The following is a 13,185-nucleotide window of genomic DNA, read 5'->3' as shown; positions in this document are numbered from 1 at the left end:
GGAACAGGGAGGTTCCGTCGCAGCCGTCCCATCCCTCTGCGGGAATCCTTAGCGTACGTTTTTTTCCATTTCGTGAGCTGACCCCTATCTGGTGGAGAAGGGCGGTTTCGCGCGCCTGGCGGGCGCTGCGGCCCTGTTCCTGCTCGGTGGCGCGATGGTCGAATTCTGGTGGTTCGCCCTGGCCTTCGTGGTGGCCGCGTGGTGGTACTTCAAGACGGCCAACAACCTGGCCGTGGTGGTCTGCGCATTGGCGCTGGCCGCGTTGTTCGTGGTGAACAAGAATTTGTGGGCGCTGGCCGCCGTGCCGTTGATGCTGGCCGCGCCCCTGGTCGATCTGAACATGCCTCGCCTGCGGCATGTGTTCTACGCCTTCTATCCGGCACATTTGGCCGCCCTGCTGGCCCTAACCTCGATCCTGGGGATACACCTATGAAAGAAAGCCTCGATGCTTACCGCGAGCCGTTCAAGGCCGTGGTGCTGCAACACCTACGGGAAAGCCTGCCCAACGGGGAATGGAAGCGGTTGCGCGACTACGCGGAACACACAAGGCAGTCCCGCCTTGTGGAATTCGAGTTCGATCCCACGGCCACGCCCGAAGCGCTGCTCAACGAAGCCTTGTCAGAAGGCAGCATTTCCGTAAATCAAACGCTGGTCCCGAACTTCCGCGCGAAAGCGGTGGAGATTGGCTCCATCGAGGATCAGCCGGTGCGCTACATCGACGGGCAGGGCATCTATCTGTGGGGATTGGAGCCGGAAAACGGCTTCTCATTGAGTTTTTGGGTCACGCATCCTGCGTACCCGCCCGCATGGTGAGGTGCAGCATGACACTACCCGCTAAAAAGAGACTCGCCTTGGTCTGGCATCGAGTCTTTCAAGCCACCTTGGTGGCGGCCCTCTTAGTGGGTCTTGGGCCGTTCGCGGTTCAAGGCTTCCAAGAGGTCATCGCCAGGGTTTGGGAAGCCGATGCACCAGTCTGGCTGGCCTCGATGAAGACATTGCTGGTGGCAAGCGCCGCCGTGTTGGCAGCCCATAACGCCATTGCGACCATTAGGGTCATCCCCCTACCCTGGTCGAAACGATAGCCCGGAAGGCATCAAGCGCCCATGTCGGGCACGGCCTCGCATAGGCGCTACGTGCCGGATCGGCCAGCCAAGCTTTCACCGTTCGATAACCACAAGGTCGCGCCGTGAAATCCGCAATCAGCGCCGCCGCCTGCTTCATGCTGATGCCGTGCTGATGGAGCAGGGCGCGAAAAGCCGCCCGGTTTACCGTGGCGGTCATAGCGTCAGTTCGTAGTCTCATCCGAATAAGCCTATCGCGGGATTTCTCGCCCGCGAAATTTACCGACAAAAAGGGGCACAAGTGCCCCTTAATGAGAAGGAACCAGAAGGTGGACGTAGCCAAGTACATCGAGCCGCACTTTCAGCCGATTGTGTGGAGCAAGGGAACAGGCAGCTACGCCTACGAAGCCCTGTTTCGCTTCAAGGGTTCCGACACACTGCCTATGCATCTGTTTCGGCGGTGGGAGAAAAGCGGCTATGTCGCCGTGGTCGATTGCGCAATGGTGCGCAAAGTCCACGAGGCATTACAGGGCACGCGAGGCATGTATCGGGTGGCCGTGAATGTCTCCGCGCGAACCCTGGCCTTGGCTCCAAACGAATACTTCAAGGAAGTAACGGCCCTTGCGAAGACTGCACGGCGCGTGATTGTCGAAGTAACGGAAACTTATCCGGTGGAGAACGCGGAAGCCCTGGCGGCGTTTGTAGCGCGCTGCAAGGCCCGTCAAATTTACGTCGCGCTCGATGACTGCAAGCCACCGCACGAGTTCTGCGAATCCGCGTTCACCGGTTTAGTGAAACCGCACTTCCTCAAGATCGACGGGGAATTGCTCGCCCGCTGTTTTTTGGCCGGAAGCAGGGAGCCTCTACGCGACGTGGTGCGCCTTGCGCGGGCTATCGGAGCGGTAGTAATAGCCGAGTGGATCGACAGCCCGGCCAAGCGTGATTTTGCTGCGGGGGTTGGCGCGAATATGCTGCAAGGCGATTGGATTGCCAAACCGGCGCAGTTCGGCAACCTGACCGTAAGGCCGGGCGAAGCAGCTTAACGCTCCACATCCTTTCCTCCCCTCTTTGGCGCGGCTTGTTCCGCGCCTTTTTTTTGCTCGGCGCTCGGTTCCGGCGCGGTCTGTCGGCCCTGGTCGTGGATCTTCTCGGGCTGCTTGGTGAAACGCTGCGCCAGATCCTTCTTGATCTGGTGCCGCTCGGTCTCAATGGTCGGCATAGCCTCCACAAAGGCCCGGATGCGGCCCGCAAGCGCCTTGTTTTCCTCCGTGGTGGCTTGGTATCCCTCTAGCCGTTTTCCGCCTGCAAGAGCGCGAGAATCGCCAGTTCGCGCCCGTCGCATTTCAGGATCGGCGCTTCCGTCCCGTCCCAAACGATCAGGTGCATTCGCCCGCAGAAGCACTTGAGAAGCTCGTCGGTGGTGAACCACACCGAGGCCGGACAGGTTTCGCACGCTGGCGAGGGATCGGGGCGATGCTTGGGGTCCAGATTTTTCAAGGTTGGACTGATATACAGCGGCGGCTCGCTGGCCTGGCCGTGCTCGATCTGCGCTGATTCGCTCGTAGTTGGGTCGCTCATTGCGTGGTTCCTTCTGGTTGAAAGTCAAACGGGGGTTGTCCTGCTCCAAGGCATCGGCAGCAGCCAGCCAGGCGCGGCGCACCTCGCGTTGCCGCGCCTTAATGGCTTCTTCCCAAGGTTTGGCCGGGACGGGCAAGCCCTTGGCCTCGGCGCTGAGTTCTTCGGCGGCTTGCTTGACCTTGGCGGCCTTGACGTGCGGGACACGGGGCTTGTGGGTGTCGTCGCCTTGCTCGATGTGGCGAATGACGTTGGGTTCACGCTTGCGAACGACTCCGCGCGAGCGCCGGGGCGTGGCCTCGGCGTCGACGCCCTGGTCACGCATGTATTCAGCGAAGGTTTCGCGCCACTGCTGCAAGTCCGCCTTGCGCGGATTCAAGCGTGTGCCGTCGAAGCCAAGGCATTTAACGGTGACGTGGCAATGCGGTTGAAGGGTCTTCTTGTCGTTCTCCTGCGAGTGCAGAGCGAACACGTATTCATGGTTCTTGCCGAAGGTCGCCTTGGCGAACTGCCGGGTCGCCTGGCGCACCGCCTCGGGGTCGGTGCCCTCGGGCATGGATAGAACCAAGTGCATCGTGTCTCGCTGGTTCTTGTGGCGCTTGGCATCGCCAAAGTCCTTCTCCCAATCCTTGAAGAACTCCCGCACTTCGGCCTTGCCGTCAAGAATCTCACCGCGGTCGTTCTCGAGCTCGACCTTGCCGTTCCGGCTGATGTATTCGAGGTTCGCCAGGGCGTGGCCTGCGCCCTTGCTGAACCCAGTGACCTTGACCATGACCTCCGTCGAGTTCTGAGCAACCCGCTTGGCGGTCGCGCGCAGCTTCCGGGTGTTGTTGCCCTTGCGCTTTACCGGGTCTTGAAGGGCACTGCCTAGCTCGGCCTCAATCAGCGCCATCGTCGGCCTCCCAAGCGTTCTGACTGGCGCGCACCAGCGCCCGCACGGCAAGCCGGTTCTCGGTGATGACCTGGCGCAGCTCGGCCAGCTTCTCCAGCTTCACCCGCTCGGTTTCATAGAACGCCTCGTTCAGCGCCCGCGCGATCTGGTTGAGGTTGCGGCCAATCGCGGCCAGCTCGCGGTTGCTCGCCAGCAGCCCGGCCAGCTCGTCATCGGACATGACGGGCTGACGGGTGAGGTTCGATTGCACCAAGGCCGTGACCCAACGGCTTGGGGCCATCCCTTTGGCCTTCGCCCGCGCCTTGGTGCCCTCCATCAAAAAGCGGGGCATCCGCACCGTCATGCGGGCGGTGTCGGCCTTCTCCGCATCCGGTTCGATGGGCTGGGCGGGGCCGTCATCCTCGCCGGTTACGGCCAGGATGACGGCCCGAAGAAGCTCCGATTCGGACAGCCTGCGCGCCTTCGCCATGCTGCGAAAGCGCGCTTTGGTTCCTGGCTCGACGAGTGTTTTCAGTACCGGCATAGAGGGAGGGGAGGGGGTACAATTGCCGCGCAATTGTACCAAATAGCGGCGCGTGCGCCTATCCTGCCCTAGAATTCACCCCCTCCCCTCCCTCATGCCTTTGTGGTACACAAACGGGACTGAAAACCGCCAAGGCCGGGACAAGTCACGGACATTGGCGAGACAGGTACAAAACGTTTCGCGGACGCGAAACATTGACATCGGAACGGATGCGGGACAAAATCGGGACAGTTTCAACCAGAAAAGAGCGCGCAAGATGGATAGGAAAGCCATAGCTGAACGACTCCGCGCGCTTGCTTCCGACGATAAGAAACGGTCTAAGGCCGCCCGCTTGCGGGATGTGATTGATGATGTTGAAGCGGCTTTGGCTGCCGGCGTCCCTCGGGCTTCGGTAGTTGAAGAACTGTCGAAGCACGGTCTCGAAATGACGCTTGCGACATTCGAGACAACCCTGAAAAGGATTCGCCAGAAACGCGGCAAAGCCGCGATCACGGCGGCGAAGTCGGCCAGCCCTCCGGGCCAGCCGTCGAAGCCGAGCACTGCCGCGCCGGTCGTGGAAGCCGAACCCGAAGCGGAAAGCTCCGGGGGTGGCTCTCACAATCCGGCAGACCTGGACAAGATCATCGGGAGTAAGCCCGACCTCGCAGCATTAGCCAAACTCGCAAAAAGGACGAAAAAATGAAAGTAGCCGTTTTGAATTTCTCGGGTAACGTCGGCAAGACCACGGTCGCCGGTCATCTGCTCAAGCCCCGCATGAGTGACGCACCGATCTACTCCATCGAGTCGATCAACACCGGAGCCGACGCGGACGGCCTCGATGTCGAGAAGATGCGGGGTAAGAAGTTCGGGGAGCTGGTCGATGAGTTGATGCCCCTGGACACAGCCATCGTGGACGTGGGCGCGTCGAACGTCGAAGACTTCCTGAAGCTCATGCAGCAGTTCGACGGCTCGCACGAAGAATTCGATTTCTTCGTCGTGCCGGTGGTCAAGGAAAAGAAGGTGCAGGCCGACACGGTGAACACCATCCGCGCGCTGCAAAAGATCGGCATCGAGAAGAAGCGCATCCGCCTGGTCTTCAACAAGGTGGAAGTCGATGAAGCGGTGTCCGATGAGTTCGCCGCCCTGTTCGGCCTGGCCGAAGCGGAAAAGTCCTTCGTGGTGAAGCCCGAGGCGACGATTTACGCGAACGAGGTCTTCGAGCGGTTGAAGGCGGTCGGGAAGTCCCTGGGGGACATTACCGCCGACGAAACCGACTACCGCGCCCGGCTGCGCCAGGCTGCGGACGAGGACGAAAAGGAACTGTGCGTTCGCATGGTGGCCTTGAAGCGCCTCGCGGTGACGGCCAACAAGAACTTGGATGATGTTTTCAAAGCCCTGTTCAAGTAAGGCCGCACCATGAACGGCCCCCGCACTACACGCGAAGCCCTCATTGCCGAAGTGCTCGGCGATCTGGATGGCCTTCTGACCCGCGTGGAAGCCCTCCCGGCGATGGTGGCCGGTGCCGAAGGCAGGCTATCCGGCACGGTCGCCGCGCTCGATGAGGCGGGCGACAAGTACCGCCTGGCGGTGACGGCCTTCACCGAACAGGCGAAGGCCGACTTGTCGGAATACCTTGACCTGAAAACCGCGCACGCTGCCCAACTGGCAACGAAGACGGTTGAAGAACAACGGGCGGCGCTGCAAGAGGCCGCCCGCTTGGCCTTCCGGTCGGAAGCCTCCGACAAGGCCGCGAGCCTGGGCGTAGCCCTGGGCGAAGCGGCAAAGGAGTTCCGGCGCTCGATGTGGTCACGGATGATGGAACACGCCGTTACCGCGCTGATCGCCTCGGCCTTCACGGCGGGGTTGGTCTATGCAATCGTAAAGTGAGGAATCGAACGATGGATGACGACAAGAAGCCCGAAGCCTCTACCCCGCTACTGTTCGGCCAGCGGACAGGCGTTCCATTCAACTTCAAGGGCCATGACGGTGATGTGCGCCATCACACGGTCGTCATTGGCCCCACGGGGAGCGGGAAAAGCCTCGTGCATTCGGAACTGCTCGATGCCGCCACCAAGGGCCAGAATGATGGTTCCACGAGCTGACGCGCTTCGCTTGTCGCCTCCCTGCTTTGCACCGTTCGTAAGCGAACGGCACAAAGCAGGGAGGTTGAGGCGGCCCGACTTGGGGCGCTGCCCAAACCCCGCTCTCGCCCGCGAGGCGTCGGGGAGCAGGGGTTAAAACCTTTCCTTGGCCCCCTCGCGCGTCACCGCTTACCGCTCCGGGTCGCGCTGCTGCTCGACCTTGATCTGTCTTTCTTCCCGAATCTGCACGCTCGGCACGTCGCCGCGCTCGATCCGCTCGGCCACGTTCTGGCGCACGCGCGCCATGACGATGGCCCGCTGCTGCTCGTTGAGGCCGTCCGCCTCGGCCTTCGCTTCGCGGGCGCGCATGTACCCGTAGGCCGGAGCAAGCTCCGGGTGCTGCTGCACCGCCTTTTCGGGCGACTCCTGCCGGAAGACTTCGGCGGCAAGCTCGGTCTTCGCTTGGCGTCGTAGGTCATCGACCTTGCGGAGTTCATCGGCGCTGGCCTGGCGCTCGGGCCGGGCCAGCATGTCGGCCAGCTTGTCAAAGCCCTGGGCGTAGTCGCGGCGCTCTTGCAGGGTCATAGGCCGGGCGCGCTCGGCCTCGACCACGGCGCGGGCCTGCGGCTCGCGCACCCACTGGCCGCCGTGCAGCTCGTTGGAATAGATCGCCTCGGCCCCGCGCCGGTAGATCGTCACGCGGTCGGCCAGCTTGTCGCGCTCGATGCGCTCAAGGGTGGCGGGCATCCCGTCATAGGCCGCCCGGTGAGCCTCGGGCGTGGTCATGCGCCCGGTGCCCCGGTCGGCCTTCTGGTTCTCGTACCGCTGCAAGATGCCCTGCTCGCTCAAGCGAGGATTGACGGCCAGGGCGCGGGCGTCGATTTCATAGCCTGCGGCCCGTAGGCTCTCCATCGTGGAGGCAACCTTGTTGCCGTCGCGCATGGTGCCCTCGATGACGATATTGACCCGCTGCGCCTTGGCCTCGGCAATAGCCTTCTCGACCCATTGGCCGGTGTCGCGGTCAGTGTAAAAAGCGGCGGTCTTGTCGTCGCGCTCCATCAACCGCGCATAGTGCGGGTGGTAGCCGCGCAGGTCATCGCCAACGATCTGAACCGCCCCGCCTCGCGGCTCCAGCTCGCGCATGGCCGAATCGACGGCGGCGCTTTTGCCAGCGCCAGGCTGGCCGCCGAAGATGACGGCCACGGGTTGATGGGATGGTTTCGCGCCCGCGAAAAGGTCGGGCTTTATGTCCTGCTCGAAGATCGCTTGATGGTCTGCTTCACTGAGCCGGTATCGGTCGGGATTCGACGCCATGCACTACGCGGCAACCGCCTGGTGCTCGGCCCGCCAGGCGCGGACGAATGCCCCGTATTCGGCCCGGATGCGGGCAACCTCGGCGCAGTCGCCAACGTGCAAGCCTGCACGCTCCTGAGCGAGCCGCGAACGCTCCGCGCGAAGCTGCGCCAGGCGCGCAGCGTCCGGCTGCGGCTTGGCGCGTTCGTCGGCAATCTGGCCGGTGTGGATCGCCATCATGTCGGTGATGACTTCGCGGGCGCACTCGAAGGCAACCGCTTCTTCCTGTGTCCACTGCTTCATGATGTTCCTCCCGTCACGCGCGAAGGTAGGCCGCTGCGAGCATCAGCGCGGCCCAAGCGCCGATAACCAGATACGGCAGGCTGCGAGCAAACCCGTTCAAGAACTCCCCTTCGACCTCGATCACGTTGCCGAAGGGGTCTTTGCCGATGGTGGCCTTGTTGGTGAAGAACAGGCGGCGGGCGATTGCGTTCATGAGCAAGTCCTTTCCGATTAAGAGCGGAACAGCAGGCGGATGATTCCCCCGGCGATCATGATGCCGGGCAAGGTCATCCAAAGCCAGAAATTGGGCACGGACGGCCCGGAAATGGCGAAGCCAAGGCCCATAAGGGCCAGGCCGCAAGCGATATAGACGCGCGCCTGTTGCCTGGTCATGCCGTCGCCCCTTCAAGAGCCAGCGCCTTGGCGCGAATGTCGGTGAAGACCGCCATCGCCTCTTGCGGGTGGCAAAGGTGCTTGTACCGCTCGAAGCTCGCCTTCGGGTCGCCCTTCGTCCCGCGCCCCTGCACGCCCTCGGTGAACATGCGGTAGTAGCTCAGCAACGCATCGCAGGTCGTGACGATTTCCTTGCTGTCGCCGGACTGAATCGCCCGGCCCAAGCGGTCAAGGCAGTGCAGCGAGTCGGAAAGGTGCAGCACATCAAAGCCGACTTCGCGCGGGTCGCGGTCTTTGTAGTCGCTCCGATACGGGCTATTCAAGCGAATGGCGGTCGCCACGTCTGCGACATGGACCAGCAGGCGGCCAAGCTCCCAAGAAACGTCGATCTTCATTCAATACCTCACATCAAGAGCGCCAAGGCGCAAAAATAAACAGCAACAGCACGAACAGCACGCCCGCCAAGACAAGGAGCTTGAAGGGCGACGCCTGGAATTCCTCGATCAACTCCAGCAGTCGGCGCTCACGCGCGATCTGCGCTTGTTGCTCCTGGTGCTCGGCCAGCGCCTTCCGCACGCGGTCGCGGTCGTTGTTCATCCGTGGCCTCACAGGGTCATCATCATTTCCTGGGGCGAAATCGCCATCAGGATGAAGTCATACGTCCAAGCGATCACGAAGGCCAGGAAGCTGACGATGCCGAACCCCCAAACCATCGCGGTTTTGTCGGGGAAGGCATACCACGCGAACAACCACGCCAAGAGCATCGGAATGGACACCAGATTGCACAGGAAGATGACCGGCAGGCGCAGCCAATACATCACCAAGAACAGCGGCAAGCGCACCAGCAGGAACAGCCAGGCGAACACGCCTTTGACCGTCGCCGCTTTCGGCATCGCCGCCTTGATCTTGGTCGCGTCAAGGTCAAGGGCGGGCAAGGCCCGCTTGCCCTTTGGGAACCTCACAACATTGCTCATTTCAGCACCCTACCCTTTCCATTTTCACGATTCCAGTGTAATAGAACCGGCGCATTGTGTCAAGCGTTTTTACTTGTCACAAGCCCTTTTCTTTCGATGAAACGCGCCAGTGTGTTGTACGCCACGCCAAGCGCCTTCGCCATCCTCCGCTTGGGCAGCCCGATAGCGATGTAACCCCTGATTTCGTCCTCGCGCTCGTCCAGCTTCAACCGCCCGCCCGCGCCTGGTGGCCGCCCGAGGCGCTTCCCTTCCTGCTTGGCCCGCCGCAAGCCTTCCTTCGTGCGCTCGCGGATAAAGGAAAGCTCGATCAGGGACGCCATAGAGAAGACCGACGCCAGAAGCTGGCTTTGCATGGAACCGTCCATGACGGTGCCGGTTTTCGTGACGTGGAGAATGACCCCCTTGGCGGTCGCCGCCTCCAAGAACGTGAAGACCTGGCCCGGTGTCGCGGCCAGGCGCGTGAACTCCGGTGTCAAGATCACGTCGCCCTGCCCTGCCCTCTCCAACAACGCCCCGAGCTGTCGGCAGCGCCAGTCGGCGGCCCGGCTGACGGTTTCCGCAATGAGTTCCATCGGCGCAAAGCCCTGCCGGTTGGCGTACTCGAGAAGCCCTAGCTTCTGGCTCTCGACTTCCTGCCCGTCCGTGGATACGCGCAAATAGCCGAAATACTTAGGCATCACGGCTCGCCTTCAACCAGCTTGATCGGCTCGTATTCGGCGACAAGACGCCGAAAAGCATCGCATTGCCCGTCATCGAATTGCGGGCACGTCTTGCATAGACGCCCGCCTGAAGTCCAGTGAAGCACGTGCGCGCGCTCGCGCTCGCCCGGCTTCTTGTGGTTGAACACGGCGCAGCCAGCGAGCCGGTAGGACAGTATTGAATATGCTTCCATCCAGTCAGAAGTCATCCCTAGTGCCGCGCGCCAGGCGCGTGCATTGCCACGAAAGGCGCGAAGGCGGCGCAAGCCGCGCGGCGCTCGTCTTCGGTCAAGCCCACGGTCAAGCAATACTCGAACAGCGCCAGGCACAGCGCCTGCGCGGCCTCGGGTAGCCGTTCGATCTGCGACAGGTCGAAGGCTTCACCCTCGACCAGCGAGAAGGCGAACAAGGCCAGCACGCGCCCGGCCTCGCCGGTCGGCGCAGCGGCCACGCTCTGAAAGACCGGCTCCAAGGCTCCGGCCAGCGGTGGCCGGTCGGCCTGGATGCGGTAAACCGCCCGTTCTTCGCTCATTTCGGCCTCTTTTCCGTGAAACGCGCAACTCGGCATTAGTTGGATGCACTGCGCGTCAAAATAATCGTTATGAAAGTGTAGCACCGTGACTCCCTTTAAATCGACGTTTATTCGGATGCGTTTTCCGCTGTTTTCGCGTCCGCGAAAATCAGCGGTCGCCCTTCGGATGCACTTGCCGCCACACCCACGGTTCAACGGCGTTCGGATCGGCCCACAAGCCCCGGCCCGAGCTGCGCGCCTCGGCCTGCAAGTCGAACAAGCGGCGGTCGGCAGCCACGGCGACGCCAAGCGGAAGCGTGGCCGGGTTCTGCCCGATGGCCTGGGCGCAGCCCAAGGCCACGGCCAGCGCGGCGGCCAGGTTGAGAAGGCGGGCGGGTTGCATTGGTGGTTCCTCCTGGGGTGGTGGGTCAAGCTGCCGCGCGGATCGCCGTCAAAAGGTCGGCGGCCACGGGCGGGCATACGGCGTTGCCAAGCATGAAAAGGGCGTCTTTGTGGGTGTCCGGCAAGGCGTAGCGCGCCGGGAAGCCCATTGCGGCCTTGGCCTCGGGTACTTGCAGCATCCGCATCCGGTCGCCGTCGACCACGGCCCAGCGGTCGCGGGTGGTGATGGTGCCGATAGGCCGGTGAATGCTGCGCCCAGTCAAGCCGCTGCCGCTTGAGTAGTAGGGCGCGACGAAGCGCGCGCCGAACTCGGCGCGGCCAGCGGCCACGCGCTGCAAGGTCTTGGCGCTGCGCCCCGGTCGGTCGATCTGCCTCCACTCGTGGGCGTCCCACTCGATCACGTCCGCAATCGGGCGGTGCTGCCGCTTCGGCAAGTCAAGGTGCAACGGGTGTTTGGTCTGCGTGCAGACCAGAAACAGCCGCTCGCGGTGCTGCGGAACTCCATGATCTGCGGAGTCGACAAGATGCGGCGCGACGGCGTAGCCAAGCCGGTGCATCGCATCGCACCAAGCCGGATAGAGCAGCCAGCGGCGGAACTCGGGCACGTTCTCCACGAGAACAACCGGGCTGCGGTGGTACTCGGCGCACGCGACAACCGCCCAAGCGGTGGAGCGCAGCGCGTCATGGTGGGGCCGTTCCTTGCCCCGTGCCGGGCTGTGGCCCTGGCACGCGGGCGAAGCAAGCATCACGTCATGGCGCGGCACCGCGCGCCAGTCGGCTTGCTGCAAGTCTTGGCAGGAATGTTCCGTTTCCGGGTGGTTCTGGCCGTGGAACTCCACGGCCTGCCGCCAATGGTTGGCGGCCCATTTCACGCGCACGCCCGCCAGGCGTGCGCCCTCACTGAAACCGCCAGCGCCCGCAAAAAGGTCGATTGCTTCCATGTTGTTGTTCTGTCCGTCGAAAAAAGAGGGGGCAACGGGCCAGCGCCCGAAGACCCCCCGAAAAGGCCGCTGTCGCGGTTCGTCAACGTAAGCACGGCTTACGCTTTCCCCTGCGCGCCAGACGCGGGCGCGCTTCGGGATGTGCTGTCAAGCTGTCTTGCCAGTCTTAACGCTTGTCGCTCGTGATCCTCCAAGCGTTCAACGTGGCGCCCTAGCAAGTGGGCTTGTCTCAGGTGGTAATCGACGGCGCGGGCCAGGTTGGTGGCCTCCAACCGAAGCCAGTTGCCGCCCTTGGTCTGGTACAGCTTCATGACCAGCACCAAGCGGCGGGCCTTGACCTTGGCTTTCTGCCCATTCACGCGCGCCCGGCGTTTCCATTCGTTTTTCATCGGCCTTGCCCTCGATGTGTGGAGCGGGGAGGGCTTGCGCCCTCCCGGCCTGGATTACTCGGCGTGCGCCGGGGCGGTGGCCTTGCCTGCGCGGGCAAGGATGAAGTCATAAGCCAGGCTGGCTTGCTTGCTGGCCGTGAAAATCGCCGTCTTGTCGTTCTTGAGGACGGTCAGCCAGTTTTCGAGGTAGGCCGCGTGGTTCTCGATGGTGGCATCCACGAAACCGACATGCCCCACGACGAAGGCCGCGCCAAGCTCGGCCACCAGTTCTTCAAAGGCATAAGCGTTGTCACCGAAACGCTTGCCGAACTGGCGATTCAGGCGGCTTTCGTGGCCGGTCCAGTGGGTCAGCTCGTGCAGTGCGGTGGCGTAGTAGTTTTCCGGGCTGGTGAAACGCTCGCGCTCGGGCAGGCAGATCTGATCCTTGCTCGGGGCGTAGAAAGCGCCGTCGAAGCCATGCACGATGCTTGCGCCGCTCGCGGTCAGCAGGGCTTCGGCCTCGGCAATCGGGTTGAACTCGGCGGCCTGCTCGGTCGTGGTGTTGTAGAACGATTCCGGCAAGCCTTCGATCTGCGCCACGTTGAACAGCCAGAAGGGCTTGCACATCGGAAAGAAACCGGCGCGGCCTTCCTCGTCGCCGTCCTGCTCGGCGGGTTCGTTGCCCTTGCGCTTGACCATCTCGAAGTAAGCGCACATCACGCCCTTTTCGCCCTTGCGAACGTGCGCGCCCATGTCGGCGGCCTGCTTGAAGGTCATCCAGACATTCGAGGCATAACCGGCCTCGATGGCGGCATCCCACAGGATCAGGACATTGACGCCCCGGTAGGCGTCGCCGGTCTTGCCGTTGCGCGGGAAACCACGCTGCGCGGCCTTCGTCCAGCGGGTACGCGCTTCGTTGCCGCCCTTTTCGAGCATGGCGATGATCTTGTCAGTGATGGCTTGGCGGATGTCCATTTTCGATTCCTTGCTTACGTTGACTTGAGGCTTTTATTTGCTGGCGATTCGTCTCGATCACCATGACTAAAGTATATTCGCTGCCCGGTTTCGTGTCAAGCGTTTTTGCTTGTCATCGAAGCAAATAAATATTCATCGCGGATCGGCAATATATAGCGTTTTGCTATGGCGCGTTGAACACCGCAACGCCCGCGCCTGGTTGGCCTGGTGGTCTGCCGCGCCAACGAGCGCGGCGGG

Annotated in this window: 24 protein-coding genes; 7 read left to right on the top strand and 17 right to left on the bottom strand. The window is 62.6% G+C overall.

All coding sequences use genetic code 11. The annotated features are described in order from the left end of the window. Positions 1-91 precede the first annotated feature (91 nt). Both M622_RS35800 and M622_RS35795 read left to right on the top strand, forming a co-directional pair. Positions 92-433 carry a TraX family protein gene (locus M622_RS35800; protein WP_021250540.1) on the top strand — a complete coding sequence of 114 codons (342 nt, stop codon included), beginning with the start codon at positions 92-94 and terminating at the stop codon, positions 431-433. Next, positions 430-813: a hypothetical protein gene (locus tag M622_RS35795; protein WP_021250539.1), complete on the top strand. Its 384-nt coding sequence runs from the start codon at positions 430-432 to the stop codon at positions 811-813. The genes M622_RS35800 and M622_RS35795 overlap by 4 nt, the downstream gene beginning before the upstream one ends. A gap of 240 nt (positions 814-1,053) precedes the next feature. On the opposite strand, the gene M622_RS40050 is transcribed toward M622_RS35795, so the two are convergent. Beyond that, positions 1,054-1,281: a hypothetical protein gene (locus tag M622_RS40050; protein ID WP_088178603.1), complete on the bottom strand. Its 228-nt coding sequence runs from the start codon at positions 1,279-1,281 to the stop codon at positions 1,054-1,056. Positions 1,282-1,390: 109 nt separating this feature from the next. Between M622_RS40050 and M622_RS35785 the strand changes: the two genes are divergently transcribed. Then, positions 1,391-2,104, top strand: coding sequence for an EAL domain-containing protein (locus tag M622_RS35785; protein WP_021250537.1), 714 nt, complete (start codon positions 1,391-1,393; stop codon positions 2,102-2,104). On the opposite strand, the gene M622_RS39465 is transcribed toward M622_RS35785, so the two are convergent. Next, positions 2,101-3,528, bottom strand: coding sequence for a relaxase/mobilization nuclease domain-containing protein (locus M622_RS39465; protein ID WP_021250536.1), 1,428 nt, complete (start codon positions 3,526-3,528; stop codon positions 2,101-2,103). The two genes, M622_RS35785 and M622_RS39465, sit on opposite strands and share 4 nt — an antisense overlap. Beyond that, positions 3,515-4,051 carry a plasmid mobilization relaxosome protein MobC gene (mobC, locus tag M622_RS35780; RefSeq protein WP_084520786.1) on the bottom strand — a complete coding sequence of 179 codons (537 nt, stop codon included), beginning with the start codon at positions 4,049-4,051 and terminating at the stop codon, positions 3,515-3,517. The genes M622_RS39465 and mobC overlap by 14 nt, the downstream gene beginning before the upstream one ends. Before the next feature lie 256 nt (positions 4,052-4,307). Here mobC and M622_RS39460 point away from each other — a divergent pair, with 256 nt between their 5' ends. From M622_RS39460 to M622_RS35765, 4 genes are read left to right on the top strand one after another with little or no spacing between them, the layout of a single operon-like run. Continuing rightward, positions 4,308-4,733, top strand: a complete 426-nt coding sequence (locus tag M622_RS39460) for a hypothetical protein (RefSeq protein WP_052028745.1) — start codon at positions 4,308-4,310, stop codon at positions 4,731-4,733. Continuing rightward, positions 4,730-5,437 carry a StbB family protein gene (stbB, locus tag M622_RS35775; RefSeq protein WP_031347410.1) on the top strand — a complete coding sequence of 236 codons (708 nt, stop codon included), beginning with the start codon at positions 4,730-4,732 and terminating at the stop codon, positions 5,435-5,437. The genes M622_RS39460 and stbB overlap by 4 nt, the downstream gene beginning before the upstream one ends. Before the next feature lie 9 nt (positions 5,438-5,446). Continuing rightward, positions 5,447-5,917: a hypothetical protein gene (locus M622_RS35770; protein ID WP_021250532.1), complete on the top strand. Its 471-nt coding sequence runs from the start codon at positions 5,447-5,449 to the stop codon at positions 5,915-5,917. Between the two features lie 11 nt (positions 5,918-5,928). Beyond that, positions 5,929-6,132: a hypothetical protein gene (locus tag M622_RS35765; RefSeq protein ID WP_021250531.1), complete on the top strand. Its 204-nt coding sequence runs from the start codon at positions 5,929-5,931 to the stop codon at positions 6,130-6,132. A gap of 168 nt (positions 6,133-6,300) precedes the next feature. Here the strand turns inward: M622_RS35765 and M622_RS0120550 are convergent, their stop codons facing one another. From M622_RS0120550 to M622_RS35705, 14 genes are all read right to left on the bottom strand, one after another. Further along, complete coding sequence (locus M622_RS0120550; protein WP_052028744.1) at positions 6,301-7,425, bottom strand: zeta toxin family protein; 1,125 nt, start codon at positions 7,423-7,425, stop codon at positions 6,301-6,303. A gap of 3 nt (positions 7,426-7,428) precedes the next feature. Continuing rightward, positions 7,429-7,707, bottom strand: coding sequence for a hypothetical protein (locus tag M622_RS35760; protein ID WP_021250529.1), 279 nt, complete (start codon positions 7,705-7,707; stop codon positions 7,429-7,431). Positions 7,708-7,720: 13 nt separating this feature from the next. Further along, complete coding sequence (locus tag M622_RS35755) at positions 7,721-7,900, bottom strand: hypothetical protein (protein ID WP_021250528.1); 180 nt, start codon at positions 7,898-7,900, stop codon at positions 7,721-7,723. A gap of 17 nt (positions 7,901-7,917) precedes the next feature. Continuing rightward, the gene (locus M622_RS40200; protein ID WP_021250527.1) at positions 7,918-8,079 is read right to left on the bottom strand and encodes a hypothetical protein; all 162 of its coding nucleotides are present in this window, start codon (positions 8,077-8,079) and stop codon (positions 7,918-7,920) included. Then, positions 8,076-8,474 (bottom strand): hypothetical protein, encoded by a 399-nt coding sequence (locus tag M622_RS35750; protein ID WP_021250526.1) that lies wholly within the window; start codon positions 8,472-8,474, stop codon positions 8,076-8,078. The genes M622_RS40200 and M622_RS35750 overlap by 4 nt, the downstream gene beginning before the upstream one ends. Positions 8,475-8,487: 13 nt before the next feature. Next, on the bottom strand, positions 8,488-8,676 hold the full coding sequence (locus M622_RS35745; RefSeq protein ID WP_021250525.1) for a hypothetical protein: 189 nt from the start codon (positions 8,674-8,676) through the stop codon (positions 8,488-8,490). 8 nt (positions 8,677-8,684) lie between these two features. Further along, positions 8,685-9,041, bottom strand: a complete 357-nt coding sequence (locus tag M622_RS35740; protein WP_157282106.1) for a hypothetical protein — start codon at positions 9,039-9,041, stop codon at positions 8,685-8,687. Positions 9,042-9,112: 71 nt separating this feature from the next. Then, positions 9,113-9,730 carry a recombinase family protein gene (locus tag M622_RS35735; protein ID WP_021250523.1) on the bottom strand — a complete coding sequence of 206 codons (618 nt, stop codon included), beginning with the start codon at positions 9,728-9,730 and terminating at the stop codon, positions 9,113-9,115. After that, the gene (locus M622_RS35730; RefSeq protein ID WP_031347408.1) at positions 9,730-9,960 is read right to left on the bottom strand and encodes a hypothetical protein; all 231 of its coding nucleotides are present in this window, start codon (positions 9,958-9,960) and stop codon (positions 9,730-9,732) included. The genes M622_RS35735 and M622_RS35730 overlap by 1 nt, the downstream gene beginning before the upstream one ends. A 2-nt stretch (positions 9,961-9,962) precedes the next feature. Continuing rightward, positions 9,963-10,283 (bottom strand): hypothetical protein, encoded by a 321-nt coding sequence (locus M622_RS35725; protein ID WP_021250521.1) that lies wholly within the window; start codon positions 10,281-10,283, stop codon positions 9,963-9,965. A gap of 148 nt (positions 10,284-10,431) precedes the next feature. Beyond that, on the bottom strand, positions 10,432-10,665 hold the full coding sequence (locus M622_RS35720) for a hypothetical protein (protein ID WP_021250520.1): 234 nt from the start codon (positions 10,663-10,665) through the stop codon (positions 10,432-10,434). A 25-nt stretch (positions 10,666-10,690) separates the two neighbouring features. Beyond that, a complete protein-coding gene (locus M622_RS35715) occupies positions 10,691-11,605 on the bottom strand; it encodes a DNA cytosine methyltransferase (RefSeq protein WP_021250519.1) in 915 nt (304 codons plus the stop codon). 98 nt (positions 11,606-11,703) lie between these two features. Beyond that, positions 11,704-11,994: a hypothetical protein gene (locus tag M622_RS35710; RefSeq protein WP_021250518.1), complete on the bottom strand. Its 291-nt coding sequence runs from the start codon at positions 11,992-11,994 to the stop codon at positions 11,704-11,706. A 54-nt stretch (positions 11,995-12,048) separates the two neighbouring features. Beyond that, complete coding sequence (locus M622_RS35705) at positions 12,049-12,948, bottom strand: ArdC family protein (protein WP_021250517.1); 900 nt, start codon at positions 12,946-12,948, stop codon at positions 12,049-12,051. Positions 12,949-13,185 lie beyond the last annotated feature (237 nt).

The organism is Thauera terpenica 58Eu (assembly GCF_000443165.1).
In the GTDB taxonomy this organism is placed as follows: Bacteria; Pseudomonadota; Gammaproteobacteria; order Burkholderiales; family Rhodocyclaceae; genus Thauera; species Thauera terpenica.
The sequence above is the reverse complement of the archived record's forward strand: the minus strand, read 5'-3'. Positions and strand labels throughout refer to the sequence as shown.

Excerpts from the sequence above, each read along its gene's own strand:
- M622_RS35765 (WP_021250531.1), top strand. The coding sequence starts at position 5,929 with ATGGATGACGACAAGAAGCCCGAAGCCTCTACCCCGCTACTGTTCGGC.
- M622_RS40050 (WP_088178603.1), bottom strand. The coding sequence starts at position 1,281 with ATGACCGCCACGGTAAACCGGGCGGCTTTTCGCGCCCTGCTCCATCAG.
- M622_RS35735 (WP_021250523.1), bottom strand. The coding sequence starts at position 9,730 with ATGCCTAAGTATTTCGGCTATTTGCGCGTATCCACGGACGGGCAGGAA.
- M622_RS35745 (WP_021250525.1), bottom strand. The coding sequence starts at position 8,676 with ATGAACAACGACCGCGACCGCGTGCGGAAGGCGCTGGCCGAGCACCAG.
- M622_RS35750 (WP_021250526.1), bottom strand. The coding sequence starts at position 8,474 with ATGAAGATCGACGTTTCTTGGGAGCTTGGCCGCCTGCTGGTCCATGTC.
- M622_RS35730 (WP_031347408.1), bottom strand. The coding sequence starts at position 9,960 with ATGACTTCTGACTGGATGGAAGCATATTCAATACTGTCCTACCGGCTC.
- M622_RS39465 (WP_021250536.1), bottom strand. The coding sequence starts at position 3,528 with ATGGCGCTGATTGAGGCCGAGCTAGGCAGTGCCCTTCAAGACCCGGTA.
- M622_RS35710 (WP_021250518.1), bottom strand. The coding sequence starts at position 11,994 with ATGAAAAACGAATGGAAACGCCGGGCGCGCGTGAATGGGCAGAAAGCC.
- M622_RS35755 (WP_021250528.1), bottom strand. The coding sequence starts at position 7,900 with ATGAACGCAATCGCCCGCCGCCTGTTCTTCACCAACAAGGCCACCATC.
- stbB (WP_031347410.1), top strand. The coding sequence starts at position 4,730 with ATGAAAGTAGCCGTTTTGAATTTCTCGGGTAACGTCGGCAAGACCACG.
- M622_RS35795 (WP_021250539.1), top strand. The coding sequence starts at position 430 with ATGAAAGAAAGCCTCGATGCTTACCGCGAGCCGTTCAAGGCCGTGGTG.
- M622_RS35770 (WP_021250532.1), top strand. The coding sequence starts at position 5,447 with ATGAACGGCCCCCGCACTACACGCGAAGCCCTCATTGCCGAAGTGCTC.
- M622_RS35715 (WP_021250519.1), bottom strand. The coding sequence starts at position 11,605 with ATGGAAGCAATCGACCTTTTTGCGGGCGCTGGCGGTTTCAGTGAGGGC.
- M622_RS35760 (WP_021250529.1), bottom strand. The coding sequence starts at position 7,707 with ATGAAGCAGTGGACACAGGAAGAAGCGGTTGCCTTCGAGTGCGCCCGC.
- mobC (WP_084520786.1), bottom strand. The coding sequence starts at position 4,051 with ATGCCGGTACTGAAAACACTCGTCGAGCCAGGAACCAAAGCGCGCTTT.
- M622_RS39460 (WP_052028745.1), top strand. The coding sequence starts at position 4,308 with ATGGATAGGAAAGCCATAGCTGAACGACTCCGCGCGCTTGCTTCCGAC.
- M622_RS40200 (WP_021250527.1), bottom strand. The coding sequence starts at position 8,079 with ATGACCAGGCAACAGGCGCGCGTCTATATCGCTTGCGGCCTGGCCCTT.
- M622_RS35725 (WP_021250521.1), bottom strand. The coding sequence starts at position 10,283 with ATGAGCGAAGAACGGGCGGTTTACCGCATCCAGGCCGACCGGCCACCG.
- M622_RS0120550 (WP_052028744.1), bottom strand. The coding sequence starts at position 7,425 with ATGGCGTCGAATCCCGACCGATACCGGCTCAGTGAAGCAGACCATCAA.
- M622_RS35720 (WP_021250520.1), bottom strand. The coding sequence starts at position 10,665 with ATGCAACCCGCCCGCCTTCTCAACCTGGCCGCCGCGCTGGCCGTGGCC.
- M622_RS35705 (WP_021250517.1), bottom strand. The coding sequence starts at position 12,948 with ATGGACATCCGCCAAGCCATCACTGACAAGATCATCGCCATGCTCGAA.